Annotated in this window: 28 protein-coding genes and 2 pseudogenes; 20 read left to right on the top strand and 10 right to left on the bottom strand. The window is 62.5% G+C overall.

Going from position 1 to position 23,088, the window contains the following annotated elements:
- Window positions 1-41: 41 nt before the first annotated feature.
- The 4 genes from M2427_RS17510 (at window position 42) to M2427_RS17495 (ending at window position 2,042) form a co-directional block, all read left to right on the top strand.
- Window positions 42-1,028: a Ku protein gene (locus tag M2427_RS17510; RefSeq protein WP_280707704.1), complete on the top strand. Its 987-nt coding sequence runs from the start codon at window positions 42-44 to the stop codon at window positions 1,026-1,028.
- A gap of 58 nt (window positions 1,029-1,086) precedes the next feature.
- Entirely contained in the window at window positions 1,087-1,323 is a 237-nt protein-coding gene (locus tag M2427_RS17505) for a hypothetical protein (RefSeq protein ID WP_280707703.1), read from the top strand.
- 187 nt (window positions 1,324-1,510) lie between these two features.
- Window positions 1,511-1,693 carry a hypothetical protein gene (locus tag M2427_RS17500; RefSeq protein WP_280707702.1) on the top strand — a complete coding sequence of 61 codons (183 nt, stop codon included), beginning with the start codon at window positions 1,511-1,513 and terminating at the stop codon, window positions 1,691-1,693.
- 184 nt (window positions 1,694-1,877) lie between these two features.
- Window positions 1,878-2,042, top strand: coding sequence for a Flp family type IVb pilin (locus M2427_RS17495; RefSeq protein ID WP_280707701.1), 165 nt, complete (start codon window positions 1,878-1,880; stop codon window positions 2,040-2,042).
- A gap of 59 nt (window positions 2,043-2,101) precedes the next feature.
- Here the strand turns inward: M2427_RS17495 and M2427_RS17490 are convergent.
- Window positions 2,102-2,227 (bottom strand): annotated as a pseudogene (locus M2427_RS17490) (cupin domain-containing protein); the annotation flags it as partial.
- Between the two features lie 312 nt (window positions 2,228-2,539).
- Between M2427_RS17490 and M2427_RS42115 the strand changes: the two are divergent.
- Window positions 2,540-2,797, top strand: coding sequence for a hypothetical protein (locus M2427_RS42115; protein ID WP_348521933.1), 258 nt, complete (start codon window positions 2,540-2,542; stop codon window positions 2,795-2,797).
- Between the two features lie 21 nt (window positions 2,798-2,818).
- On the opposite strand, the gene M2427_RS17480 is transcribed toward M2427_RS42115, so the two are convergent.
- Window positions 2,819-3,226 (bottom strand): nuclear transport factor 2 family protein, encoded by a 408-nt coding sequence (locus M2427_RS17480; protein ID WP_280707699.1) that lies wholly within the window; start codon window positions 3,224-3,226, stop codon window positions 2,819-2,821.
- 174 nt (window positions 3,227-3,400) lie between these two features.
- Here M2427_RS17480 and M2427_RS17475 point away from each other — a divergent pair.
- Window positions 3,401-5,059: pseudogene (locus tag M2427_RS17475) on the top strand (thiamine pyrophosphate-requiring protein); the annotation flags it as partial.
- 9 nt (window positions 5,060-5,068) lie between these two features.
- Here the strand turns inward: M2427_RS17475 and M2427_RS17470 are convergent.
- Both M2427_RS17470 and M2427_RS17465 read right to left on the bottom strand, forming a co-directional pair.
- A complete protein-coding gene (locus tag M2427_RS17470; protein ID WP_280707698.1) occupies window positions 5,069-6,658 on the bottom strand; it encodes an MDR family MFS transporter in 1,590 nt (529 codons plus the stop codon).
- Between the two features lie 161 nt (window positions 6,659-6,819).
- Entirely contained in the window at window positions 6,820-7,335 is a 516-nt protein-coding gene (locus M2427_RS17465) for a YcgN family cysteine cluster protein (RefSeq protein ID WP_280707696.1), read from the bottom strand.
- A 294-nt stretch (window positions 7,336-7,629) separates the two neighbouring features.
- Here M2427_RS17465 and M2427_RS17460 point away from each other — a divergent pair, with 294 nt between their 5' ends.
- The 4 genes from M2427_RS17460 to M2427_RS17445 all read left to right on the top strand — a co-directional run bounded on the left by M2427_RS17460 (window position 7,630) and on the right by M2427_RS17445 (window position 12,406).
- The gene (locus M2427_RS17460) at window positions 7,630-9,924 is read left to right on the top strand and encodes a PBP1A family penicillin-binding protein (protein WP_280707695.1); all 2,295 of its coding nucleotides are present in this window, start codon (window positions 7,630-7,632) and stop codon (window positions 9,922-9,924) included.
- A gap of 9 nt (window positions 9,925-9,933) precedes the next feature.
- Window positions 9,934-10,512 carry a DUF1214 domain-containing protein gene (locus tag M2427_RS17455; protein ID WP_280707693.1) on the top strand — a complete coding sequence of 193 codons (579 nt, stop codon included), beginning with the start codon at window positions 9,934-9,936 and terminating at the stop codon, window positions 10,510-10,512.
- Complete coding sequence (locus tag M2427_RS17450; RefSeq protein ID WP_280707691.1) at window positions 10,509-11,093, top strand: DUF1254 domain-containing protein; 585 nt, start codon at window positions 10,509-10,511, stop codon at window positions 11,091-11,093. Before M2427_RS17455 ends, M2427_RS17450 begins: the two co-directional genes overlap by 4 nt.
- Before the next feature lie 446 nt (window positions 11,094-11,539).
- A complete protein-coding gene (locus M2427_RS17445; protein ID WP_280707689.1) occupies window positions 11,540-12,406 on the top strand; it encodes a hypothetical protein in 867 nt (288 codons plus the stop codon).
- Window positions 12,407-12,540: 134 nt separating this feature from the next.
- On the opposite strand, the gene M2427_RS17440 is transcribed toward M2427_RS17445, so the two are convergent.
- Window positions 12,541-12,813, bottom strand: a complete 273-nt coding sequence (locus M2427_RS17440; protein ID WP_280707687.1) for a hypothetical protein — start codon at window positions 12,811-12,813, stop codon at window positions 12,541-12,543.
- Between the two features lie 41 nt (window positions 12,814-12,854).
- Here M2427_RS17440 and M2427_RS17435 point away from each other — a divergent pair, with 41 nt between their 5' ends.
- The 7 genes from M2427_RS17435 to M2427_RS17400 all read left to right on the top strand — a co-directional run bounded on the left by M2427_RS17435 (window position 12,855) and on the right by M2427_RS17400 (window position 17,648).
- Window positions 12,855-13,634, top strand: a complete 780-nt coding sequence (locus tag M2427_RS17435) for a DJ-1/PfpI family protein (RefSeq protein ID WP_280707686.1) — start codon at window positions 12,855-12,857, stop codon at window positions 13,632-13,634.
- Window positions 13,635-13,862: 228 nt separating this feature from the next.
- Window positions 13,863-14,228 (top strand): DUF2946 family protein, encoded by a 366-nt coding sequence (locus M2427_RS17425; RefSeq protein ID WP_348521932.1) that lies wholly within the window; start codon window positions 13,863-13,865, stop codon window positions 14,226-14,228.
- 77 nt (window positions 14,229-14,305) lie between these two features.
- Window positions 14,306-15,127 carry an outer membrane beta-barrel protein gene (locus M2427_RS17420; protein ID WP_280707684.1) on the top strand — a complete coding sequence of 274 codons (822 nt, stop codon included), beginning with the start codon at window positions 14,306-14,308 and terminating at the stop codon, window positions 15,125-15,127.
- A 127-nt stretch (window positions 15,128-15,254) separates the two neighbouring features.
- Window positions 15,255-16,319, top strand: a complete 1,065-nt coding sequence (locus tag M2427_RS17415; protein WP_280707683.1) for a hypothetical protein — start codon at window positions 15,255-15,257, stop codon at window positions 16,317-16,319.
- A 114-nt stretch (window positions 16,320-16,433) separates the two neighbouring features.
- Entirely contained in the window at window positions 16,434-16,898 is a 465-nt protein-coding gene (locus M2427_RS17410) for a TlpA disulfide reductase family protein (RefSeq protein WP_348521931.1), read from the top strand.
- The gene (locus tag M2427_RS17405) at window positions 16,895-17,440 is read left to right on the top strand and encodes a hypothetical protein (protein ID WP_280707682.1); all 546 of its coding nucleotides are present in this window, start codon (window positions 16,895-16,897) and stop codon (window positions 17,438-17,440) included. The genes M2427_RS17410 and M2427_RS17405 overlap by 4 nt, the downstream gene beginning before the upstream one ends.
- 34 nt (window positions 17,441-17,474) lie before the next feature.
- A complete protein-coding gene (locus tag M2427_RS17400) occupies window positions 17,475-17,648 on the top strand; it encodes a hypothetical protein (protein WP_280707681.1) in 174 nt (57 codons plus the stop codon).
- A 446-nt stretch (window positions 17,649-18,094) separates the two neighbouring features.
- Here M2427_RS17400 and M2427_RS17395 read toward each other — a convergent pair whose 3' ends face one another.
- The 5 genes from M2427_RS17395 to M2427_RS17375 all read right to left on the bottom strand — a co-directional run bounded on the left by M2427_RS17395 (window position 18,095) and on the right by M2427_RS17375 (window position 21,369).
- The gene (locus M2427_RS17395; protein WP_280707680.1) at window positions 18,095-18,334 is read right to left on the bottom strand and encodes a hypothetical protein; all 240 of its coding nucleotides are present in this window, start codon (window positions 18,332-18,334) and stop codon (window positions 18,095-18,097) included.
- 148 nt (window positions 18,335-18,482) lie between these two features.
- Window positions 18,483-18,692, bottom strand: a complete 210-nt coding sequence (locus M2427_RS17390) for a cold-shock protein (protein ID WP_280707679.1) — start codon at window positions 18,690-18,692, stop codon at window positions 18,483-18,485.
- A gap of 640 nt (window positions 18,693-19,332) precedes the next feature.
- A complete protein-coding gene (locus tag M2427_RS17385) occupies window positions 19,333-20,667 on the bottom strand; it encodes a sorbosone dehydrogenase family protein (protein WP_280707678.1) in 1,335 nt (444 codons plus the stop codon).
- The gene (locus M2427_RS17380) at window positions 20,664-21,128 is read right to left on the bottom strand and encodes a DUF2231 domain-containing protein (RefSeq protein ID WP_280707677.1); all 465 of its coding nucleotides are present in this window, start codon (window positions 21,126-21,128) and stop codon (window positions 20,664-20,666) included. The genes M2427_RS17385 and M2427_RS17380 overlap by 4 nt, the downstream gene beginning before the upstream one ends.
- Window positions 21,129-21,183: 55 nt before the next feature.
- On the bottom strand, window positions 21,184-21,369 hold the full coding sequence (locus M2427_RS17375; protein ID WP_280707676.1) for a hypothetical protein: 186 nt from the start codon (window positions 21,367-21,369) through the stop codon (window positions 21,184-21,186).
- 210 nt (window positions 21,370-21,579) lie between these two features.
- Between M2427_RS17375 and M2427_RS17370 the strand changes: the two genes are divergently transcribed.
- The 3 genes from M2427_RS17370 (at window position 21,580) to M2427_RS17360 (ending at window position 23,055) form a co-directional block, all read left to right on the top strand.
- Complete coding sequence (locus M2427_RS17370; RefSeq protein WP_280707675.1) at window positions 21,580-21,921, top strand: DUF3147 family protein; 342 nt, start codon at window positions 21,580-21,582, stop codon at window positions 21,919-21,921.
- A 3-nt stretch (window positions 21,922-21,924) separates the two neighbouring features.
- Window positions 21,925-22,425, top strand: coding sequence for a hypothetical protein (locus M2427_RS17365; protein WP_280707674.1), 501 nt, complete (start codon window positions 21,925-21,927; stop codon window positions 22,423-22,425).
- A gap of 78 nt (window positions 22,426-22,503) precedes the next feature.
- Window positions 22,504-23,055 carry a DUF4142 domain-containing protein gene (locus tag M2427_RS17360; RefSeq protein ID WP_280707673.1) on the top strand — a complete coding sequence of 184 codons (552 nt, stop codon included), beginning with the start codon at window positions 22,504-22,506 and terminating at the stop codon, window positions 23,053-23,055.
- Window positions 23,056-23,088 lie beyond the last annotated feature (33 nt).

Below are 23,088 nucleotides of genomic sequence, written 5' to 3'. Positions count from 1 at the left end.
GTATCCTCATAGGTCTGTCCCCGTTGCGTTTGGAGTAGCCCATGGCCCCCCGCGCCAATTGGAAGGGTTTTCTGCGTCTGTCGCTCGTGACCTGCCCGGTCGCGCTGTATCCGGCCACGTCGGATACCGAGAAGGTCTCGTTCAACCAGATCAATCGCAAGACCGGCCACCGGATCAAGTATCTCAAGGTCGACGCCGAGACCGGCGACGAGGTGACCTCCGAGGACATCGTCAAGGGCTACAAGGTCGACACCGACACCTACATCGAGGTCACCAAGGACGAGCTCGACGACATCGCGCTGGACTCGACCCACACGATCGACATCGACGAGTTCGTGCCCAAGGCCGACATCGACAATCGCTATCTGATCCGCCCCTATTATCTCGTGCCCGACGGCAAGGTCGGCCACGACGCCTATGCGGTCATCCGCGAGACAATTCGCAGCATGGACAAGGTCGCGATCGGCCGCGTGGTGCTGACCAATCGCGAGCACATCATTGCGCTGGAGCCGCTCGAGAGCGGGCTGATGGGCACGCTGCTGCGCTACCCCTACGAAGTCCGCAGCGAGAGCGAGTATTTCGACGACATCCAGGACGTGAAGCTGACGAAGGACATGCTCGACCTCGCCAAGCACATCGTCGAGAAGAAGTCGGGCGCGTTCGAGCCCGAGCTGTTCGAAGATCATTACGAGACGGCGCTGATCGATCTCATCAACAAGAAGCGCTCGGGCGCGCCGATCGCGGCCAAGGCCACGCCAAAGAGCGGCGGCAACGTCATCAATCTGATGGACGCGCTGAAGAAGAGCCTGGCGAACGAGAAGGAAGCGGCTCCCGCGGCGAAGGTTGCCAAGGAGCCAGCGAAGGAAACGACCAAGGCGAAGAAGCCGAAGAAGCGTGTCGAGGGACAGCGCGAGATGCTGCTGCCGATCTCGGGCAAGGGCGGCAAGGACGCCGCCGCCAGGGAGGCCGCGCCCAAGAAGGCCGACAAGCCGGTGCGCGCGACCACGCGAACCAAGAAGGCCGGCTGACCACATCGCGTCGCCGATCGCGCCGTGACACCTCCCCTCACCGACCGGGCAGACTGACATGCCCTGGTCGACGCCGTTCGACGATCCGATCAGCTTGCGCGGCAGCGCCAAGCTGCGCACGCTGCAAGAGGCCGCCGACTTCATCATGCAGCTGCCTGAGGCTGAGCAGCAGGATCCGCACTGGCAGACCGCCATCGAGATGCTGATCAACGCGGCAGAAACCGGCGGCGGCTGGCTGATATTCGCGCGCATCGGCATGCTGCGCGCGTTGAATGCGGACGACCGCCGCGCATGAGCCGAGATCGGCATGCTTGCCGATCGGTTGACGAACAGCCTCAACAATCCCTTAAGCGGCCGGGTCATTTTCGGCGGCACATGCCATCATACCGCACCCGGGTATTCCTACGGGACACAAAATTAACCGCTGATTGCCTTTGCGCGCACCATGGTCCGCCATCGATTGAGCCAGGGTTCGCACCTCCGTGCCGCAGCAGGACGCCAGCAAGAACTACATCGGCCTCGTGAGCGACACGGCCGAGGAAGAACGCATCGCCGATACGGCGTTGCGGGCGCAGCCGCGTGTCGTGAGCTATCTGGTCGGACGTATCGCTGCAGTGCTGGGGCGCCGCCGCAGCGGCACGCCGGAGCACACCACCGCCAATTGAGCCAGGCCCGCTTCCGTTCATTTGAAGTGGATAATGAAACCTTCGTTTAACGGCTGTTACCTTAAGACACAGAAGGCAAGGTCTGCCCAACCTGCCCTTTAACGCGCGCAAGCGCCTCGTTGATCGCTTTACGACTTTGATAACGACGCGCGCTTATATTGGTCCGGATGAACAGGAGTTGGCGATGATTGTGCTCAAGTCTTTTCTTGCCGATGAGAAGGGCGCCACCGCGATCGAATATGGCCTGATCGCCGCCGGCATCGCGCTCGCCATCGTCACCGTCGTGACCAACACCGGCAGTGTCCTGCTCAGCAACAAGTTCAACTCGATCAGCGCGGCCACGAAGTAAGGCTGGCCTCCCGTCATTGCGAGCGTAGCGAAGCAATGACGGCGTCCGGGTCCCTGCTTCCGGTATTGTTCCTCACGGACCTTCTCTAGCGAGTTCACGTTCTTGCCGTCCAAAGACTCCCGGATCGCGATGTGTGTCATCGCCGCGGTCGCGGACGCCCCGTGCCAATGCTTCAATCCCGGCGGAACTGGCGCACTTCGGTATCGCTGGCGATAGCGGCTCATTTCCGTCAACTTTGACGGCCAAATGGGTGCTGGTATTCTTTGCGACGTGGCGCGAAAAGCCATGCCGTCAATCATTGAACCAAAATCGCTTGAAGGACGCCGATGAGACGCGCGATGCTCCTGGCTTTCAGCCTGATCTTGATCGGCCTCTGGTCGCATGACGGCGCGAGAGCGCAGAGTTCGGCTACACCGCCGGTTTCGCTGGCTCCGCCCAATGCATCGCCACCGCATGCGAATGCCAAAAGCGCTAAACCCAAGAGGGAGCCGACCGCGGTGACGAACGATCATCGCACGCCCGCGGCATCTCCTGCAGAACCTTCGCTGCCTGTGGTCGGGTCGGCGCCAAACCCAGCCGCCGATTACGATGGCTTCAGCGCCACCGTCGACGACAGTGACAAACCCAGCCAGGTGACCCAGCCTGTGAGGTCACGCTCCGCGCGGGATACAAATGGCCTCGACAGCCAGTCATTGGTCGACCAGGAAGACGAGGCGCTGAAGCGAAAGCTGACGATCTGCAAGAACTGCAAATAGGAAGTTTGCCACCGGAACTCCTCATCCCTTCCGGCTGGTCCATCGCTGTTGCGGCTCGTCCGCCCATGTGGTGCCGAGGCCGAGCATCGTAATCCAGGTCTCGGCCAGCTTGCCGCCCTCGATGCGATAGGCCTGCATGCCGGCGCGGCTGCGCATTTCGCCGGTCGCGGAATCAGGCCAGACAAATGCAAAGCGGAACCAGGCACGATCCGCGGTGAAGGAGTGATCGTAGACCACGACGCGGATTCCGGGACGGTCTCGATGAACGGCCCGCAATTCCGCGGCATATTCATCGCGTGTGACGGTCCGATCGCCCTTCTCGTCGTGGCGGATGTAATGCGAGCCAACGCAGTCGGGGATCAGGTCGTATTGGGCGTCGTGCCAGACCCGTTCCCAATGATCGAAAAGATCGCGTACGCCGTCAGTCATGTCGCCTCCAAATATTTCCCGGCCATCCCGGGCTACGTTGCAAAACTCCTGCCGAAATCCGGACGAGGCGCATGACACCGGCCTGCATGCCTGCCCCAGCGCTTACGCGCCAGGGCTGCGCTTTACGGTTTGTCGTTTTCCTGATCCTCTCTCCCCAACAGCCGGAGCAACCGGCCTCTGCCTGAGGAGAGAGACGCCATGAAGCTCGGCACCGCCATTGCGGAAATCATGCGGCGCGAGGGGATCGAGATCCTCTGCGGCTATCCCGTCAATCATCTGATCGAGCACGCGGCCAAAGCCGAGATCCGCCCGGTGATGGTGCGCCAGGAGCGCGTCGGGGTACACATGGCGGATGCGATCTCGCGCGTCACGTCGGGGCGCACGATCGGTGCGTTCTGCATGCAGCACGGACCCGGCGCGGAGAACGCGATGGGCGGTGTCGCGCAGTGCTTTGGCGAATCCGTGCCCGTGCTGGTGCTGCCGATGGGCTATCAGCGCCGGCTCGCGCATATCGAGCCGAACTTCAATTCCAGCGAGGCGATGAGGCCGTTTGCGAAATCATCCGAGCCGATCATCCTTGCCGCCGAAGTCGCCAATATCTTCCGACGCGCCTTCACCAAGCTCAAGAACGGCCGCGGCGGGCCTGTCATCGTCGAAATCCCCGCGGACGTGTGGAACGAGGAGGTGCCGGAGCCGCTGAACTACACGCCGGTGCTGCGCACCCGCTACGGCGCCGACCCCGTGCATGTGAAGGAAGCAGCGGCCCTGCTCGTCAAGGCCGGACGTCCGGTGATCTATGCCGGCCAGGGCGTGCATTACGCGCAAGCGTGGCCGCAATTGAAGCGATTGGCAGAACGGCTCGCCATTCCCGTGACCACCAGTCTTGGCGGCAAATCATCATTCCCCGAGACGCATCCACTCTCGCTCGGCTCGGGCGGCCTCGCCGTGCCGCGCGCGGTGCCGAAGTTTCTCGCTGAGGCCGACGTCATCTTCGGCATCGGCTGCTCCTTCACCGAGACCAGTTTCGGCATCGCGATGCCGAAGGGCAAGACCATTATCCATTCGACGCTCGATCCGAACCATCTCAACAAGGACGTCGAGGCGAAGATCGGCCTCGTCGGCGATGCCGGCCTCGTGCTCGATGCGCTGCTGGAGGAGATCGGCAAGACCGTCACCGCGGATCGCGATGCTTCCGCGGTCGCCGCCGAGATCGCGGCCTCGCACAGGGAGTGGCTGGCGAAATGGACGCCGAAGCTCACCAGCAATGATGCGCCGCTCAACCCCTATCGCGTGCTGTGGGACTTGCAGCACACCGTCGACATCGACAACACCATCATCACCCATGATGCCGGCAGCCCGCGCGACCAGCTCTCGCCGTTCTGGAAGGCGGTGACACCCCTCTCCTATCTCGGCTGGGGCAAAACCACGCAGCTCGGCTACGGCCTTGGGCTTGCGATGGGCGCCAAGCTGGCAAAGCCCGACAAGCTCTGCATCAATGTGTGGGGCGATGCCGCGATCGGTTTTACGGGAATGGATTTCGAGACGGCGGTGCGCGAGCGCATTCCGATCATGTCGGTCCTGCTCAACAATTTCTCGATGGCGATCGAGCTCAAAGTCATGCCGATCTCGACGGAGAAATATCGCTCGACCGATATTTCCGGCGACTATGCCGCGATGGCACGCGCCTTTGGCGGCTATGGCGAACGCGTCACGAAGCCCGAGGACATCATCCCCGCAATCAAGCGCGGCATCCAGAAAACGAAGGAAGGCGTGCCGGTGCTGCTGGAGTTCATCACCAGCAAGGAGACCGACGTGTCGCGGCCGGGGACGTAGGGAGACTCCCTACTCCGCCATCTCCACGTGCTTGGTCACGGAAGGACCGGCGAGCGGCCGCTCCTCCATCATGATCAGGCAGAGCGAGGCGGTGGTCATCAGCGCGGTCGCCGCCGCGAACACGTAGCGGAAGGCGTGCCGCATGTCTTCAGTGGGGATCGCGGGAATGCCGCCTGCGGCGTGATGCTCGCCGGCCAGCGGAATGTCGGCGCCGAGCGCAATCAGCAGGATCGCGGCAAATGCAGCGACCGTGAATGACGACATCAGCGAGCGGAAGAAATTCATCGCGCCGGTAATGGTGCCGACCAGCGGGCGGGCAACGGAATTCTGCAGCGAGACCACGCAGACCGGGAAGGTCGTGCCGAGCCCGAGCGCAAACGCGGCCATCAGCGTCAGGAGCGCCGACAGCGGCAAGGTCGTCAGCGTGAGGCCGAGCGCGCACAGCGCGGCCCAGGACGTGCCGACGATGGCGACGCGCTTGTAGTGCTTGGCGCGCGCCATGGTGCGGCCGGCGACGGCCGCGCCCACGGTCGAGACTGCCGCGAGCGGAATCAGTGCAAGGCCGGCCTCGCTGGCGCTAAGGTGGTAGACCTGCTCGTAATAAAGCGGCAGCTGCACGGTGAGGCCGGTAATGGCGCCGAGACCGCAGCCGCCTGCCGTCAGCGCGAACGGCGCAACCGACCCTGATAGCAACGGCAGCGGCAGGAATGGCTCGTCGGCGCGGCGCGCGTGCCAGACGAAGGTAAGCGCGAGCGCGACTGCGCCCCCCACCATCGCAACAATGGTCGGGGAAAGCCACTTGAAGCGGGTGCCGCCCCAGGTCAGCACCAGCATGAAGACGACGGCGGAGGCCATCAGCAGCACGCCGCCGAGCCAGTCGACCTTGCGCTTGCGGTGGAACACCGGGATCTTCTTCATCTTCGGCAGCAGCAGCGCGAGCGCCGCAGCTGAAAGCGGCAGGTTGATCCAGAAGATCATCGACCAGTGCAGATGCTCGGCGAAGACGCCGCCGATGACGGGGCCGAGAATGCCGCCGACCATCCAGACGCTGGAGAAATAGGCTTGATACTGGCCACGCTCGCGCGGGCTCACGACGTCGGAGATCACGGTCTGCACGACGGGCATGATGCCGCCACCACCCAGTCCCTGGAGGCCGCGCGCCAAAATCAGCATCGGCATGCTCGGCGCGATCGCGCACAGCACCGAGCCGGCGATGAACAGGCTGAGCGAGACGATGATCATGGCCTTTCGGCCATAGATGTCGCTCAGCGTCCCGAACACCGGCGCGACTGCGGTCGAGGCGAGCAGATAGGCGGTGATGACCCAGGACAGGTTCGAGACGTCGCTGAACTGACGTCCGATGGTCGGCAGTGCCGTGGCGACGATGGTCTGGTCGAGCGCGGCCAGGAACATCGTCAGCATCAGGCTGATGACGATGGTGCGGACCTCATCCGAGGTCAGCGGCGCCGGTGGCGAGATCGACGGCGCGTCGCTGACGCTGATGACCTCGCCCGGAAGGCGTGTCAGCTCCTCGGCAATGTCGTCGGGCAATGTCTTGAGGTCGGCAGACTGGCTGCTCTGCCGTGCAAACTGGTTCATCTCGGGCTGTCAGATCGAGCGTGCTGCGGTGCAAAGCCGCGAAGGATTCGTTCTATGAAGCCAATCTAGACAGCAAAGTTCTTCTCAGGCAGGCACCGGGGCGCATGGGTGCATCCCGCCCCCGGGTCATCCCGAACAATTGATCTGGAAGTGCCGGCGGATCAGTCCTCGGGGCGTCGCTTCAGGCGGGCCCGTTTCGGCAGCTGCGCCGGCCATTGCACCAAGTGGTTCTCGAGCTCATCGTCCGGGATCTTCTCCTCGGTGCCCTCGACCCGGCCGCGCACGGAGACGCCGGCCTCGTGCACCGTATTCGGATCGCCTGATATCAGCGGATGCCACCAATAGAGATCGCGCCCCTCGGCGACGAGCTTGTAGCCGCAGCTTGGCGGCAGCCATTTGAGGCTGCGCACACTCTCGGGCGTCAAGACCACGCAGTCCGGAACGAAGTCGAAGCGATTCGTGTAGTCCTTGCAGCCAGCCGTGCAGGAATCGAGCATCTTGCAGCTGACATCGGTGTAGTAGATCTCGCCGGTATCCTCGTCTTCGAGCTTGCTCAGGCAGCAGCGGCCGCAGCCGTCGCACAGGCTCTCCCATTCGGCCGTCGACATCTCCTCCATCTTCTTGGTTTTCCAGAAGAATTCATCCTGATCTGAAGGTCGTTTGCGAGCTGCGGTCATGCACCTGGTACGATTCGAAAGAGCTGCGGCCAGCGCCATCTAGGGCGCGCGGCCGTCAGGCTGCAAGGAAAGCGCCCTCAAAGCCCGTAATGAACCGGGGGTCAATTAGGCCTGTTGTTCAAAATTGCGAGCCTGACCATTGGTTTATAGGCGCCGCTCGGCTAGAAGAACAGCAAGTCCCCTTTGGTGCGCGAAACGGGCGCCTTGGGTTTGCCGCAACAATCCCGCAAGACGTCTCGATGCCGCCCCGGCCGGGTGCTTGAACGCTGTCGAAGCGAGCCTCAAGGGTTCTAGGTGGTCCAGAACACACCATCCAACTGGAAGAGTCGTATCAGGAACTTCTTCCTGGATCTCGATGCACGCATCGACTCCTCGCTGTTCTCCTCTGCCAAGGGCATCCGCGAGCTCTACGAGCGCTACTCGACCTTCATGGACCGCTTCTATATCGGGCGGTGGAAGCGCTGGGTGTTCATTGAGCCGCTGTCGGAGGCCGCAACGCTCGGCCTCGGCGGCATGGTGCTGATGCTGATCCTCGCCATCCCGGCCTTCCGCGAGACCGCGGACGAGGACTGGCTGAAGAAGTCCGACCTCGCGGTGACGTTCCTCGACCGCTACGGCAACCCGATCGGCAGCCGCGGCATCAAGCATAACGACTCGATCCCGCTGGAAGATTTCCCGGACGTCCTGATCAAGGCGACGCTGGCCACCGAAGACCGCCGCTTCTATGAACATTTCGGCATCGACATCGCCGGCACCGCGCGCGCCCTCGTCACCAATGCCCAGGCCGGCGGCGTGCGCCAGGGCGGCTCCTCGATCACGCAGCAGCTTGCCAAGAATTTGTTCCTGAGCAACGAGCGCACCATCGAGCGCAAGATCAACGAGGCGTTCCTCGCGGTCTGGCTGGAATGGCGCCTGAGCAAGAACGAAATCCTCAAGCTCTATCTCGACCGCGCCTATATGGGCGGCGGCACGTTCGGCGTCGATGGCGCCGCGCATTTCTACTTCAACAAGTCCGCGCGCGACGTGACCTTGGCGGAAGCCGCGATGCTCGCCGGCCTGTTCAAGGCGCCGACGAAATACGCGCCCCACATCAACCTGCCCGCCGCGCGTGCCCGCGCCAACGTCGTGCTCGACAATCTCGTCGATGCCGGCTTCATGACCGAGGGCCAGGTGTTCGGCGCCCGCCGCAACCCGGCCTTCGCGGTCGACCGCCGCGACGAGGCCTCGCCGAACTATTATCTCGACTACGCCTTCGACGAGATGCGCAAGCTCGTCGATACCTTCCCGAAGTCGTACACCGAACGCGTCTTCGTCGTTCGCCTCGCCATCGACACCAACGTGCAGAAGGCGGCGGAAGACGCCATCGAGAACCAGCTGCGCCAGTTCGGCCGCGACTATCATGCGACGCAGGCTGCGACCGTCGTCTCCGATCTCGACGGCGGCGTCCGCGCCATGGTCGGCGGGCGCGATTACGGCGCGAGCCAGTTCAACCGCGCGGTCGACGCCTATCGCCAGCCGGGCTCGTCGTTCAAGCCTTACGTCTACACCACCGCACTCCTGAACGGCTTCACGCCGAACTCGGTCGTGGTCGACGGCCCCGTTTGCATCGGCAATTGGTGTCCGCAGAACTATGGCCATTCCTATTCCGGCGCGGTGACGCTGACGCAGGCGATCACCCGCTCGATCAACGTCGTGCCCGTGAAGCTCTCGATCGCGATCGGACAGAAGGAGCAGCCGAAGGCGCCGAACCCGGCCAAGATCGGCCGCGCCAAGATCGTCGAGGTCGCGCGCCGCTTCGGCATCAAGGCGCCCCTGCCCGACACGCCGTCGCTGCCGATCGGCTCGGACGAAGTCACCGTGCTCGAGCACGCCGTGGCCTATGCGACCTTCCCGAACCGCGGCAAGTCAGTGACGCCGCATTCGGTGCTGGAAGTGCGCACCGGCGCAGGCGATCTGGTCTGGCGCTGGGACCGCGACGGCCCGAAGCCGAAGCAGGCCATTCCTGCGAACATCGCCGCCGACATGGCCGGCATGATGAGCCACGTCGTCAGCGAAGGCACCGCGCGCCGCGCCGCGCTCGACGGCATTCCGACCGCCGGCAAGACCGGCACGACGAATGCGTATCGCGACGCCTGGTTCGTCGGCTACACCGGCAATTTCACCTGCGCGGTCTGGTACGGCAATGACGACTACTCGCCGACCAACCGCATGACCGGCGGCTCGCTGCCGGCACAGACCTGGCACGACATCATGGTCGCCGCACATCAGGGCGTCGAGGTGCGCGAGATTGCCGGCATCGGCATGGGCCAGAAGCTGCCGCCGGAACGCGTTGCCAACGCGCAGGCCAATGCGGGCCCGAAGGTGCTGGAGACCAAGCCCGGTCCGCCGCCGGTGCTGACCAAGCGCGGCGCCGACATCCTGGTGCGCGTCGAGAAGCTGCTCGACGATGCGGCCAAGACCGCGACCAAATCGACTGATAACGACAGCACGAAGCCGGCCAAGCCGGCGTCGTCGACGAGCGCGCTCGCCTTCCCGCAGAATTATGCGGCGGAGGAGAACGCGAACGCATCCACCCCGCGCAAGAACTGATCTGATCCCGTGCGGCTGCTCCTGATCACATTGACGGCCCTTCTGCTCGCGAGCGTGGTCGGCCTGGGCGCGACCTGGATGACGACGACACGCGGCACCGAGATCGGCGCGCTGACCATCGGCCCATGGACCGCCCGCCCCCGCACCGGCACCGCCGACGTCGATCCCTATTCGCGCGCCACCATCGTGCGCAATGGCGAGCTGCCGATCGGCACCGGCGACGGCGTCGCCTTCACCGCGACAACTGACGACAAGAAGAAGGCGCTCGACGGCCGCTGCGACGTTGTCGTCTCCGGCGTGACGCCGCCGGCGCGGTTCTGGACGTTGACGCTGTACGACCGCAAGGGCCATCTCGTCGCCAACTCGCTGCAACGCTACGGCTTCACCAGCCAGGAGATCGTGCGCCAGTCCGACGGCTCGTTCGAGATCCACATCGCCGCGCGCTCGCGCGCCGGCAACTGGCTGCCGACCGGCGGCATCGAGCGCTACGCGCTGATGTTCCGCCTTTACGACACGCCTGTCGGCGTCGCGACCCGCACCCAGCGCGACGCGCCGATGCCTGCTATCGCGACGGTGGGCTGCTCATGATCCGGCTGGTGTTCACCATCGTCGCCGGCGTGGTGCTGGGCCTCGTGGTCCATCTCGTCAGCGTGCTCGCCTTGCCGCGCATTGCAACGCAGGACGCCTATTCGCGGCTGACGCCGATGACCAGGCTCAACGGCGTGACGCAGCTTCCCCTCGCCGATCCCAACACCTCGCCGATGCCGTTCATGGATCCGGCCTTTGCGCTCGCGATCTGCCGCTATGATCTGTCGGGCGGCCCGATCAAGCTCACGGTGCCGGTGAGCCAGGCCTATACGTCGGTGTCGTTCTACACCCGCAACGAGATCGCCTATTACGCCATCAACGACCGTTCGGCCGGCAAGAAGGTGATCGAGCTCGATTTGATGACACAGGCGCAGCACGATGCTTTGCCCGAGGACGAAGAGGTCACCGCGGCCGACCGCCTGATCATCGACTCCCCGAGCACGACAGGCCTGATCGTGATGAAGGCGCTCGCCGCCGAGCCCGGCCTGATGCCGCAGGCGCAGGGCTCGCTGCAAGCTGCGACCTGCGCGCCGCAGACGGAAGCGCCTACAAGGGCGGAAGCACCGCGCGGACGGCGCTGAGGCGCCGGGCGTTGAGACGCGATAGAATTCAAGAGCCGAAAACAACCCCATGCACAGTAGCGTTGACGTTGAATTCATTGAGCTAGATTTCGTCGATCGGCTGCACCCATTTTCAGCGCACGGCGGCGCGGCGGCACCCCTCGATCTGGGAGGGTTTGACTCGTCGGGCAAAACACTGGCAAAATGACATCGTCGAAAGTTCGTCACACCCGCGCGGAAAGCTCCGTCGCGGTTTTTTTTGTGCCCGCAAGAAGATTGCCGCGATCAGAAGTTCGTTGTTATTCCCGGGACAAGCCAGACTATCGATACAGCAAAACCCAAATTGAATTTGGACGCGTGGCCGGATGAGGACACATACGTCAATTCTTGCGATCGCGGTCCTTTCCGTCTGGACCCAGTCCGCGCGCGCTCACGGCATCGCCGGTAACCGCTATTTTGACGGCACCATGACGTTCGACGACCCCGCGGTCGCCGACGAGGCGATTGTGCCCGACTTTTCGTATCTCGACTATCCGACCCAGGACAGCCATGTGCTGGAGAACCGCATCAACTGGTCCTTCGCGCGTTTGCTGACGCCGACACTTGCAGTCACGCTCGACAGCGGATGGATCCACCAGAATTGGCCTGTCGGTCACACGTCCGGTTTCGACAAGACCAGCCTTGGCCTCAAATACGAAACCTATCGCGACAACAAGCACGAGGCACTTGTTTCAGTGAGTCTTGCCTGGGGTATTGCTCATTCCGGCGCCGTGGGTGTCGGGGCCGACGCACCACACACGATCCAGGCTGGCGTGACCTTCGGCAAAGGCTTCGGTGATCTGCCAGACGCGCTCTCGTGGCTCCGGCCATTCGCCGTGACTGGCTCGATCGTTGACGAAGAACCCGTCGGGCAAGGCGGCCAGGCACTTGCGCCAAACTCCGTCACGGGCACGTTCCAGAACGTCTCCTCCCCGGCCGTGCAGACCTTGCACTGGGGTTTCTCTGTCCAATACAGCACGCTGTACCTGACCCGACGCTTCAACGGCGGTCCGCCAAGGGAAGAGCCGCTAAACCAGTGGGTGCCGCTGGTCGAGTTTCGGTTCGATAGCCCGCGCGGCCAAAAGACGATCGCGACAGCCAATCCCGGCATCGCCTATGTCGCGGTCGCATGGCAAGCCTCGGCCGAAATCATTCTTCCCATGAACCACGCGGGCGGAAACAGTCCGGGCTTCCGGGCCCAGATGCTGCTGTTTCTCGACGACCTGATCCCGTCGGTGTTTGGCAAGCCGCTTCTGACCAGTGCACCGGCTGAGAACCGGCAGATTGCATGGTGAGTGGCGTGGGTCGCACCTAACGCTCCTCGTCGGCTGCACCCATTTTCAGCGCGTGGCCGCGCGGCGACACCCTCGATCCGGAGGGTTTGACACGTCGGGCAAAACACCGACAGAATGGCATCATCGAAAGTTCGTCACACCCGCGCGGAAAAATCCGTCGCGGGTTTTTTCATGCCTACGGAGATTGCGATGATGAGAGGATTGGTATTGTTTCCAACGACAAGCCAAGCCTCGGATCGAGCAAACCCGATATTTGGGATACAGTTCGCAAAGATTTCTTGCCCGTACGGATTCGCGGAGAGACTCGAAATCGATCTGCGAACACCGAAGCCGGGATTCCAGCGGAAAACAACGCGATATTCTCGCGCCTCAAGAGCAAGGCGATGATGAATGGTGATGCGGATCAACACAAGCCGGCGCATGGAAGCAAATAGTCAGGAGAGGCATCATGAATCGTCGTGACTTTGGCATCGCACTTGGCGCGCTGCCGCTTTTGTCGCAGGTTCTTCGAACAGCATCTGCAGTCGAAGCGGCAGAGACACCAAAGCCGAAAATCGGCATGCTGATCTATCCGGGCATGATCCTTCAGGATCTGGTTGGGCCGCAAACCGTCTTTTCGATACTTCAGGCCGACGTCAGGCTGGTTTGGAAAGACAAGACCCCGGTGATGACCGATGTCGGCATCGCCCTTCCCGCGAACGATACGTTCGACACCTGTCCCTCGGATCTGGATGTCCTATTCGTCCCGGGCGGTCTCGGAGGATCCATTGCCTGTATGAAGGACGCGGAAGTGATTGGATTCCTCGCATCGAGCGGAGCTCGCGCACGCTATGTGACGAGCGTGTGCACGGGATCATTGGTTCTCGCGGCCGCGGGCCTGCTGAAGGGGTATCAGGCCACGTCGCATTGGTATGTACGCGACCTGCTGCCATTGATGGGCGCGACTCTCAGGGCCGAGCGTGTCGTCGAGGACCGCAATCGCTTCACAGCAGGAGGCGTCACCTCCGGGATCGATTTCGGACTGACGCTCGCGGCCCGCCTCTCCGACGATGATACCGCCAGGCGCATCCAGCTTTTGATCGAATACGACCCGAAACCGCCGTTCACCGCCGGCAGCACGGAAGGCGCAGGCGCGGCGCTGACGCAGACGATACTCCAGCGCCGCTCGCCGCTTATCGCACAGGCCCGAAAGGAGGCGGAGATGGCCAGGGAGCGGTTGGGTCTCTAGATAGCAGACACATCCGGCAAGACCTCGGCATGCTCGGCGTGAATTTCTGACCCGACCAGACACCACGCGGCAACGCCTTTTGCGTTGGCCGCGCTGTGTTCCGGCAGTTGATCGTTGCACTTGAGCGGCGTGACCGGCGGGCAACGCGCCGCACGCCATCGATCCGGCACCACATGCCGTGGTTGCGATACCGCCGACTTCCGGCTATTTTCCTTTTTGAGGGGGACTATGCGGCGTCGCGTGCAGAGATTTTTGCCGATCGTCTTGATTGCGCTGATGGCGCAGATCATGGCACCGATCGCTGCCTGCTGGGCCACGGCGATCGCGGCAGCCGATCCTCTTGCATCCGTCGAAATCTGCCATGGCGCTTCCGGGAATGGGTCGGCGCCGTCCGATGATCGCGGCGACGACGGCTCCTGTACGCTCTGCTGCGTGGTTCTCGCGGATGCCTCGCTCCACTTGCCGCAAAGCGCCACTCTTCCGGCACCGGTTGAAAATGTTTCAAACTTAATTTGGCAGCAGGAACCAGCGGTTGTCCTGGCTGCCCGCACTGGCTCCAACTCCCAGGCTCGCGCTCCGCCGCCGGCGATCTGATCCGCAACATTCACGCATTGATCAGTTCGTCACGCGTCAAGTCGCTATGACTTGGCGTCACTCATGGAGCTTGCGCCATGCGCAGTTATTTCAGCCTCGGTCCATCGGAGGATCGCTTTCGTTTGTCCATCGCGGTCGCAGCGCCCCTGCTTCTGCTTTTATCAACTTCTGTGTCGGCTGCCGACCTTTCGGTGAAAGCGGTCCCCGCTCACACGCCAGCCTTCAGCTGGACCGGCTGCTATCTCGGTCTCAACGCGGGTGGCGCCGCGAGCGGGACTGACTTCAAGTCCAGCGTCGATCCCGGCACACATCTCGTCGATCCCGCCGATCTCGCCACCACGGCTGCGACCGGCACCGGCTCAGGCAACGACCCCGGCTTTATCGGCGGTGTTCAGGGAGGCTGCAACTACCAGACCGGGATCTTCGTCGCCGGAATCGAGAGCGACTGGGACTGGTTCCGCAGCAAGCCCGCCTTCAGCAACCCCAACGGCGTGCTGACGACCGCAGACACGATGACGATCACACAGTCCCTGCAAACCGACAGCCTGGCGACCATCCGTCCGCGCATCGGTATCGCCTCGGACCGTTCGCTGATTTACGCCACCGGCGGCGTGGCTTTCGCACACGTCAAGTACACGCAGACCTATGTCGATACCCTCAATACGGCAGCAGGTACCGCGACCGCATCATCCAACCTGGTCGGCTGGACCGCAGGCGCAGGCTGGGAATGGGCCTGGACCGACCATGTCAGCGTCAAGACCGAATATCTGTTTGCGAAATTCCCGACGCTGAATGCGCTCGGCGTCATCGCCGACAATGCTGCCGGCACCAACACGCTGCATGGGTCAGCCAATCTGACTATCCAGACCGTGCGCCTCGGCGTGAACTACAGGTTCTGACATGACACACGGCCATCAATCGGCGGCGACCATCGTGAATGTCGGCCAGCCCTCCACTCAAACCGAGGCGCGAAAGCGCGTGTCCGTTCGCGGCACCCTCCTTTCCGCACATGCCATCGGAGCATCCATGTTCACTGACATCTGGCAGCGCGGCTCGCGCCGTATTCGGCGCGGCATCCTCCTCCTCGCATCCCTCGTCGGCGCGTTCTGCATCATGTCGACCGTCGGCTCCAGCCCCGCTCTGGCCTGCGCCTGCGGCTGCAGCGTGTTCGACGTCGGCGGCGGCCTGCTGCCGCAGGAAGACGAGCACGGCGGCAGGATCTTCACCGAATGGTGGCACTCCAACCAGAACACCAATTGGATCGGCAGCTCGAAAGGACCGGCGTCTGCCAATTCGGACAGGCAAGTGTTGACCAACTGGTACACGGTCGGCCTGCAATACATGTTCAACCGGGATTGGGGCGTCATGATGCGCGTGCCCTATGTGACCCGCGCCTTCAGCACCGATACGAACTTCCCTAACGATCCGCCGATGGTGCAGACCTTCAACTCGCGTTCGTTCGGCGACGTCGAGGTGATGGGCATGTACACGGGATTTGCCGCGGACATGTCCACCGGCATCATCTTCGGACTGAAGCTGCCGACCGGCACGTTCACGGCAACCGGCCTCGACCGCGACACACAGATCGGCTCCGGCAGCACCGATCTCATTCTCGGTGCATTTCACCGCGGCATGATCACCGGCGACAATGCCTGGCAGTATTTCTCGCAGATCAGGTGGCAGCAGCCGTTCCTTTATCAGTCGGCCTTCAACGCTGACAGCGGCATGATGCAGGTCTACAAGCCGGGCTTCCAGGTCGATGCCGCGGCCGGCATCATCTACAACAATTTCTACAACGTGCTGGGCTTCGACAAGATCGCGCCGCTGGTCCAGATCATCGCCTCGCACCGCCAGCACGACAGCGGCCCGGCGTCCGATCCGCTGAACACCGGCTTCGACCGCCTGATGTTCTCTCCGGGCGTCGAGTTCACCAAGGTTCTGGATGAGGTGAACAAGCGCGTCTTCAAGTTCTATGTCGATGTCGAGGTCCCGATCTACTATCGCACCAACGCGGCAATCAACGACAACGGCAGTCAGGGACAGTTGATTGCGCCCTACATGGTGAAGACCGTGGCGAGCTATAATTTCTAGCGGGAGGTCGACCTTAGCATGCGACCACAAGCACTCGTAACAGCGAGAAGGAGCCTGGCGCTCCTTCTCGGGCTAAAGGACAAGTCGATCAGAGTCGCCACAGCACTGTTGGTGATGACGGCGTTGATCGATCGTGCCCGCGCTGCACCGGAGATGGGCAAGCCGGCGCCACCGCTCATCGTCGCACGGCTCGATGGCGACACTTTCGACCTCGCCAGGCTTCGCGGCAAGGTCGTCCTGGTGAACTACTGGGCGACCTGGTGCGCGCCGTGCAAGAAGGAGATGCCGACCCTCAATGCTTTCTATCAGCGCTATCACGAACAGGGACTGGAGTTGATCGGCATCAGCGCGGATCGTCCTCGGGATTTTGCGAAAATGCGCACCGTCAGCCGAGGTCTGTCTTACCCGACCTCCACCCTCGACAAGATCACACAGGACGGGTTTGGCCCTCCCGAAGGCTTTCCGCTCACCTTCGTGATCGATCGGGATGGAATCATCCGTGACAAGTTCATTGATGTCCGCGAGCCCCTTCTGCGTGATGTTGTTCTGCCGCTCCTTGAAAGCAAGGACACCCCGTGAACGAAGCCGTCAAGCAGATCATCGGTAGATCGGCATTGTTCCTGATGGCGCTGGGTTACCCGGCGGCGGGGAATGCTCAGACCAAAGAGCCCTCGGTAACGCCCGGCGCCTTCGTCGCCGATCCCGGAAACGGCTGCCAAGTCTTCAATCCGCATCCAACTCCCGGCGAGTCCGTGAGTTGGACCGGCGAATGTGTCAACGGATTGGCGCAAGGGCACGGCAACCTGCGATGGCTGCGAAGCACGACCGTAATCGAGACCGACGAGGGACAATGGAATCAAGGCCGTCAGTCCGGCCGTGGTCGACAGGCCTGGGGGTCCGGTTCCTATGAAGGTGAGCTGTTGAATGGCGAGCCCAGCGGGCATGGCATCATGAATCTGCTGCGCGGGCGCTATGAAGGAGAATTCCGCAACGGCAAGCCGAACGGGATGGGCACTGCGACTACGCTCGAGGGCGTGTTCCAGGGAATTTGGAAAGATGGCTGCCTCGCTGACGGAAAGCGTAAGTTGGCCTTCGGCGTATCGTCCTCGAACTGTCACTGATGAGGCAACTACCGATGTTCCGCAGGAGAAAACTATGAAATATGTCGGCCGGATTCTGATCGCAACGCTCGTTATCGGCGCCAGCACCGCAGCCCTGGCAGGCCAAGCCGCGCCGGCAGACCCGAAAGGAAAAGCATGCCGGATGGAACAGCAGTGCCGCTGGGAGAACTTCAAGAAGATCTGTGTCTACGTGAAGGTCTGCCGCTGAACGGCCCGCGGCCGCTTTGACCAAGTTAGGGTCACCGCGATAGCTGGCGATGTCGCCTTCCGGCCCGTTGCGGCGGCTCGTCCAGCATGCACGACATCCGACTCTCGTCAGACTCTCCTGCCCGGTATTGCCCCGGTCGGAAAGCTATTGAACATGCGAAAGTTGATCTTCCGTAACGACCCGCTCGATCTTCTCGGACTTGCACCTGATCCGGTATCTAACGCGTCCATCGGACTCGATGGGCATATGTCGAATGATGGTGTAAGTCACCGGCGGTTCGGCGGCGGCCCGTCCTTGTGGGCCTTGGGGTTGGTGGCGAACGTCCTCGTTCAACTTGTAAGCATGCGACATGTGTGACCTCAACGTTTGCGGCTGTCATGGCTTGAAGCGACGCAATGCGTACTGTCGTGTCCGGTCATGGCTCGCCAGATCAAATACGAGATGCTCTAGTCCTCGAGAATGGATTTTGTAGCCTCGAATATCTGTTCCGCCGTGCCCTGGATCGTGCCCTTGGCCCAGGCCTGAAACACGGTCACGTAGGCGTTCTTGTAGGCCTCTTCGTCTGCAGAGAAGTAGACCTCATCTGTGGCGGTATCCAAGACGAGCGCTCCCTTATCGATGCAAATTTCTTCGATGAGAACCAGTCGCTCTTCCTGCTCGGCGAGATGCCGCTTTACAATGCTCATTGAATATCCTGCTTTGCGCCGATCCACGTTCTTCGGATGCACCGCACGGATTTGAAGCAAAATCCCCGCCCCTGATGACTCAGGCGCGGGGGACCACAAGCTCTGCCAGTACATCCGTGGCGAGAGCAAAAGGTCTGTCGCGCGTTAACTAAGCAGCACGAAGATTTTCGGCAGCGGACTTGCCCGTGCGACGGTCTGCGACGACGTCGTAAGACACCGTCTGACCTTCGTTGAGGGTGCCCATTCCGGCGCGTTCGACCGCGCTGATATGAACGAAAACGTCGTTGCTGCCGTTTGCCGGCTGGATAAAGCCGAAGCCCTTTTGGGTGTTAAACCACTTCACTGTACCTGTATTCATCGGGTGTTCCTTTCGCGTGCGCGCATGACCTGGCGCGCGGAGTTGCGGCCAGCGTCCAGTTCGTCGATGTTGGAGAATGTCTGAAACGTGCGCGCCGTCAGGATCTGAGGCGAAAGCGGAACAGTTGTTCGGCCAGTATCGATTTTCAAACTATACATGAGTAGTGGGGAGATCTCAAGAAGAAACCAACAGCGGGCGCACGAGCTTGTCAACAAACTCCTCGTCGGCACGACAGAACCATAGCCGCAGGCCCGAGGCTGGCGACAAATTGCTTCAATTGCTTCCCCAGAGGTTCCCTTTTCGCGCGCTTTCCTGCATGGTTCGGCATGGCAAAAGTGAAAGTAAGCTTCAAACCACTCCGTAACTCAGAGGGCGACTGGACTATTGTTGCCGAGTACCCCGGCGCAGCCCCCCGGGAAATCACGGGCTTCACGAGCAAAGCAGAAATCGACGATTGGATGAACGGGGAACGCCGGATCGCCTGGCTCCGATCGCAGGGTTACGCGAAGTGACTTGATGAGCTTTTCTTTCCGCTAATCGCGTTGTCGCTTCTGGCTTGTGATGAACTTGGTGAGATGCGCGAAGCGTTGACATCAAGCCGGAGCAAGACCCATCATCCCTCTCCTGTCGCTGCGTGAGCCTATCGTTGCGTCACTTGCGGATGCGCCGCCGTGACCCGCCATACCGTATTGCCGCTGTCATCGGCGACCAGCAAAGCGCCTGATTTGTCGATGGCAACGCCGACGGGACGGCCGCGTGCCTGATTGTCACTGTTGAGGAAGCCGGTGACGACGTCCTGTGCCGGCCCGCTCGGCTTGCCGTCCGTGAACGGCACATACACGACCTTGTAGCCGTTCAGCACCTGCCTGTTCCAGCTGCCGTGCTCACCGACGAAGGCGCCGCCGCGGTAGGCGGGCGGCAGGCTGCTGCCGGTTGAGAAGGCCAGCCCGAGCGGCGCGACATGCGAGCTCAAGGCGTAGTCGGGTGCGATCGCCTTGGCCACCAGGTCCGGCCGCTGCGGCTTGACGCGGGGATCGACGTGCTGGCCGTAATAGCTGTAGGGCCAGCCATAGAAGGCGCCGTCCTTCACCGACGTCATGTAGTCGGGCACAAGGTCGGGGCCGAGCTCATCGCGCTCGTTCACCACCGTCCACAGCGCGCCGCTCTGCGGCTCGAAGCTGAGGCCGTTGGGATTGCGCAGGCCGCTGGCAAAGATGCGCCAGCGGCCGCTGGCGCGATCGACCTCGAGAATATCGGCGCGATTGTGCTCGGCCTCCATTCCGTTCTCGGTGATGTTGCTGTTGGAGCCGACGCCGACATAGAGTTTTGAACCGTCCGGGCTCGCGACCAGGCTCTTGGTCCAGTGGTGGTCGATCGGGCCGCCCGGCAGCGGCGTCAACACCGTGCCCGCCGCGGTGATCCTGGTATCGCCTTCGGTATAGGGATATTTGACGATCGCATCGGTGTTGGCGACGTAGAGATCGTTGCCGACCAGGGCGACGCCGAACGGCGAGTTGAGATGGTCGAGGAAGACGCTCTGCGTGTCGGGCACGCCGTCGCCGTTGGTATCGCGCAACAGCGTGATGCGGTTGCTCTCGCCGGTGTCGCCGCCGGAGGTCGCCCAGGACTCGATGAATCCCATCACGATCTCCTTGGGCCGCTTGATCGCGGCGGCCTTGGGTGCCTTGGATTCCACCACCAGCACGTCGCCATTGGGCAGCACGTAGAGCGAGCGCGGATGCTGCAAGCGGGTCGCGAAGGCCTTGGCCTGCAAGCCCTGCGCGACATCAGGCGTCTCGTCCTTCTTCCAGCCGACAATGCGGGCGATGTGCATCGGCGGCAGCAGATATTGCTGGATGTCGGGCAGCTTCGGATTGGTCCCGATCTGCGCCTTGGGGTCACCGCTGCCGTCATCGCAGCCGGCGAGGCACAGGAGCGACGTGCACAGAAGCGCGCGGGTGAGCTTGGACATCATCGCGCAACTCCTACGCCGTGGCGGTACACCAACGCCCAGCCCAGCCAGCCGGTGATTGGCAGGATCAGCACCGTAAGCGCCGAGAGGACGAGCCCCAGCGGCCATACCGAAGTCCAGGCATCGCGGGTGTGGATCGCTGCATTGAAGATCGCCAGGACCAGAGCGATGGCGTTGCCGATCAGATGCGGCCAGGCCGGTGCCTGGGATCGCACGAGCCGGTTGCCCAGGAAATCGATTAGGCCTGCGGCAGCGGCCAGCAGGCCGAAGATGACGCCGACGACCAGGAGCCACGCGGAAAAATCCGCCCACATGATTTCGGCGGAGACGACATAGGCGATGTCGGTCAGCAACGCCCCGACGAAGCACGCGATCGGTATCGGCACCAGCATCGGATGAATTGGCTGGCCAGCGACTTCCGCGGTCGCAACCGGGCGGATCGCGCGGGATGAAACATCGCTCATTTGCGTTTCTCCAGGGAATGATGCCGCCCCGCATGCGCGAGACGGCATCATCCAGTCACTTCTCCGGATGATCGGTGCCGGGCTTCGTGGTCTTCGGCGCCTTGCCGTCTTCGATCCGGCCTTCGTTGCGCAGATCACGACCTTCCTGGGCCTTGCGTTGGCTCTCCGCGGACTTGCCGTGCTCGTGGATCTCTTCCTTGATGTAGCCGGCGCCTTCCTTGATCTCACCCTTAACGCTCATGTCAGTCTCCCTGTGTTGTTAATGTCACGACCAATCGTGCCGTCAGGGCAATTCATCAGAGATCATCACGTTCCTCCGCGCCGGCGCGGCCGCGCAATCGGGGAACCTCAAACCGACGTGAACTCTCATTGTTGTGAGCGGCCGAGGAACGTTGAGGGTTTGCTTCCATTGATAGGTCTCCCCCAAGGAGAGGAACGATCGCACGGAGGCATGATGGACCACGCGTTACGCTTCGTCATCGGCGGTATCGTCGTCTCGTTGTTCGCGATCCTGGGCGATGTGCTGCGTCCGAAAAGCTTTGCAGGTCTTTTTGGCGCGGCACCATCCGTTGCGCTGGGCACGCTCGGCCTCGCCTATGCAAGGCATGGAGGCAGTTATGTAAGCATCGAAGGGCGGTCCATGATCCTTGGATCGCTTGCGCTCGCCATCTACAGCTTCACCGTCTGCCAGCTCATCGTACGGGCTGGCTGGAAGGTGTCCCTTGCATCGTGTGCAGCGCTCGCGGTGTGGCTGATCGTTGCGATCGGCGCCGAACAGACCCTCATCGGCTAGGACATGGTTGTCCGGTTCAAATTCAGCGCCGCGAAGCAGACGAAGCTCCACGATTATCTCGCGCGGTTTGGCCTCGGCGGCCTGACGGCAGTTGTCGCCGGGCTGGTCGGCGATCTCGGCGGACCTGCGCTCGGCGGGCTCTTTCTTGCTTTTCCGGCCATTTTTGCCGCCAGCGCAACCCTCATTGAGAAACACGAGCGCCAACGAAAGGAACGGAAATGCCTCTCCGGCGTCGAGCGCGGCAAAGGTGCAGCCGCGCTCGATGCTGCGGGTGCTGGCTGGGGAAGTCTCGGGCTCGGCGGCTTTGCCGTCGTGCTGTGGTGGCAAGCCGACCGGCTGTCGCCGCTGGTCTGCCTCGCGACCGCGCTCCTCGTCTGGTTGGCGATCGCCATCGCTGCCTGGCGCTTGCGGCGCGACCTTCGAGCGCGCCCCTCGGCCCGACAGCGACATGGACCTCATCCCGATCCGATCAATCCGCGCACGGGACGTCACCCGACGGATTAGGAACCTCCGTCGCGAACACGTGTTGATCGCCGCAAAGCTGCGCGCCGAACGCCGCGCGACCAATCAGAGGACCGGACCATGAAGCATACCGTTATCGCCGCAGCCTGCGTGCTGCTCGCAGGACCAGCTCTCGCTCAATCGCTCGGCGAGAAGACCGGCGTCAATTCGGCGCTCGGCGTCGCGCCGGCGACCGCAGATTTCGTCAAGGAGGTTGCCGTCAGCGACATGTTCGAGATCGAGTCGAGCAAGCTCGCCGAGCAGAAGGGCAACGCGCAGGAGAAGAGCTTTGCCCAGCAGATGGTCACCGACCACACCAAGACCAGCAGCGAGCTCAAGGCTCTCGTCAGCGGCGGCAAGGTGCAGGCAACGCTTCCGACAGCGCTCGACAGCTCCCACCAGAGCAAGCTGGACAAACTGACGAAGGCCACAGGCAAGGACTTCAGCTCTGATTATGATTCCGACCAGGTCAGCGCGCACGAGGACGCGATCTCGCTGTTCGATCGCTATGCCAAGGGCGGCGACAATGCAGCGCTGAAGGATTGGGCCGACAAGACGCTGCCCGCGCTCAGGCACCATCTCGACATGGCCAAGGAGCTTGGCAGGGCGCCGAGCGTCGGACAGTCGAAATAAGCAGGGTTTGGGGATTTCTGCCTTGCCGGCGTC

The organism is Bradyrhizobium sp. BR13661 (assembly GCF_029892425.1).
GTDB lineage: Bacteria > Pseudomonadota > Alphaproteobacteria > Rhizobiales > Xanthobacteraceae > Bradyrhizobium.
The sequence above is the reverse complement of the archived record's forward strand: the minus strand, read 5'-3'. Positions and strand labels throughout refer to the sequence as shown.

Excerpts from the sequence above, each read along its gene's own strand:
- M2427_RS17510 (WP_280707704.1), top strand. The coding sequence starts at position 42 with ATGGCCCCCCGCGCCAATTGGAAGGGTTTTCTGCGTCTGTCGCTCGTG.
- M2427_RS17505 (WP_280707703.1), top strand. The coding sequence starts at position 1,087 with ATGCCCTGGTCGACGCCGTTCGACGATCCGATCAGCTTGCGCGGCAGC.
- M2427_RS17495 (WP_280707701.1), top strand. The coding sequence starts at position 1,878 with ATGATTGTGCTCAAGTCTTTTCTTGCCGATGAGAAGGGCGCCACCGCG.
- M2427_RS17480 (WP_280707699.1), bottom strand. The coding sequence starts at position 3,226 with ATGACTGACGGCGTACGCGATCTTTTCGATCATTGGGAACGGGTCTGG.
- M2427_RS17470 (WP_280707698.1), bottom strand. The coding sequence starts at position 6,658 with ATGAACCAGTTTGCACGGCAGAGCAGCCAGTCTGCCGACCTCAAGACA.
- M2427_RS17465 (WP_280707696.1), bottom strand. The coding sequence starts at position 7,335 with ATGACCGCAGCTCGCAAACGACCTTCAGATCAGGATGAATTCTTCTGG.
- M2427_RS17450 (WP_280707691.1), top strand. The coding sequence starts at position 10,509 with ATGATCCGGCTGGTGTTCACCATCGTCGCCGGCGTGGTGCTGGGCCTC.
- M2427_RS17445 (WP_280707689.1), top strand. The coding sequence starts at position 11,540 with ATGACGTTCGACGACCCCGCGGTCGCCGACGAGGCGATTGTGCCCGAC.
- M2427_RS17435 (WP_280707686.1), top strand. The coding sequence starts at position 12,855 with ATGAATCGTCGTGACTTTGGCATCGCACTTGGCGCGCTGCCGCTTTTG.
- M2427_RS17425 (WP_348521932.1), top strand. The coding sequence starts at position 13,863 with ATGCGGCGTCGCGTGCAGAGATTTTTGCCGATCGTCTTGATTGCGCTG.
- M2427_RS17420 (WP_280707684.1), top strand. The coding sequence starts at position 14,306 with ATGCGCAGTTATTTCAGCCTCGGTCCATCGGAGGATCGCTTTCGTTTG.
- M2427_RS17415 (WP_280707683.1), top strand. The coding sequence starts at position 15,255 with ATGTTCACTGACATCTGGCAGCGCGGCTCGCGCCGTATTCGGCGCGGC.
- M2427_RS17410 (WP_348521931.1), top strand. The coding sequence starts at position 16,434 with ATGACGGCGTTGATCGATCGTGCCCGCGCTGCACCGGAGATGGGCAAG.
- M2427_RS17400 (WP_280707681.1), top strand. The coding sequence starts at position 17,475 with ATGAAATATGTCGGCCGGATTCTGATCGCAACGCTCGTTATCGGCGCC.
- M2427_RS17395 (WP_280707680.1), bottom strand. The coding sequence starts at position 18,334 with ATGAGCATTGTAAAGCGGCATCTCGCCGAGCAGGAAGAGCGACTGGTT.
- M2427_RS17390 (WP_280707679.1), bottom strand. The coding sequence starts at position 18,692 with ATGAATACAGGTACAGTGAAGTGGTTTAACACCCAAAAGGGCTTCGGC.
- M2427_RS17385 (WP_280707678.1), bottom strand. The coding sequence starts at position 20,667 with ATGATGTCCAAGCTCACCCGCGCGCTTCTGTGCACGTCGCTCCTGTGC.
- M2427_RS17380 (WP_280707677.1), bottom strand. The coding sequence starts at position 21,128 with ATGAGCGATGTTTCATCCCGCGCGATCCGCCCGGTTGCGACCGCGGAA.
- M2427_RS17375 (WP_280707676.1), bottom strand. The coding sequence starts at position 21,369 with ATGAGCGTTAAGGGTGAGATCAAGGAAGGCGCCGGCTACATCAAGGAA.
- M2427_RS17370 (WP_280707675.1), top strand. The coding sequence starts at position 21,580 with ATGATGGACCACGCGTTACGCTTCGTCATCGGCGGTATCGTCGTCTCG.
- M2427_RS17365 (WP_280707674.1), top strand. The coding sequence starts at position 21,925 with ATGGTTGTCCGGTTCAAATTCAGCGCCGCGAAGCAGACGAAGCTCCAC.
- M2427_RS17360 (WP_280707673.1), top strand. The coding sequence starts at position 22,504 with ATGAAGCATACCGTTATCGCCGCAGCCTGCGTGCTGCTCGCAGGACCA.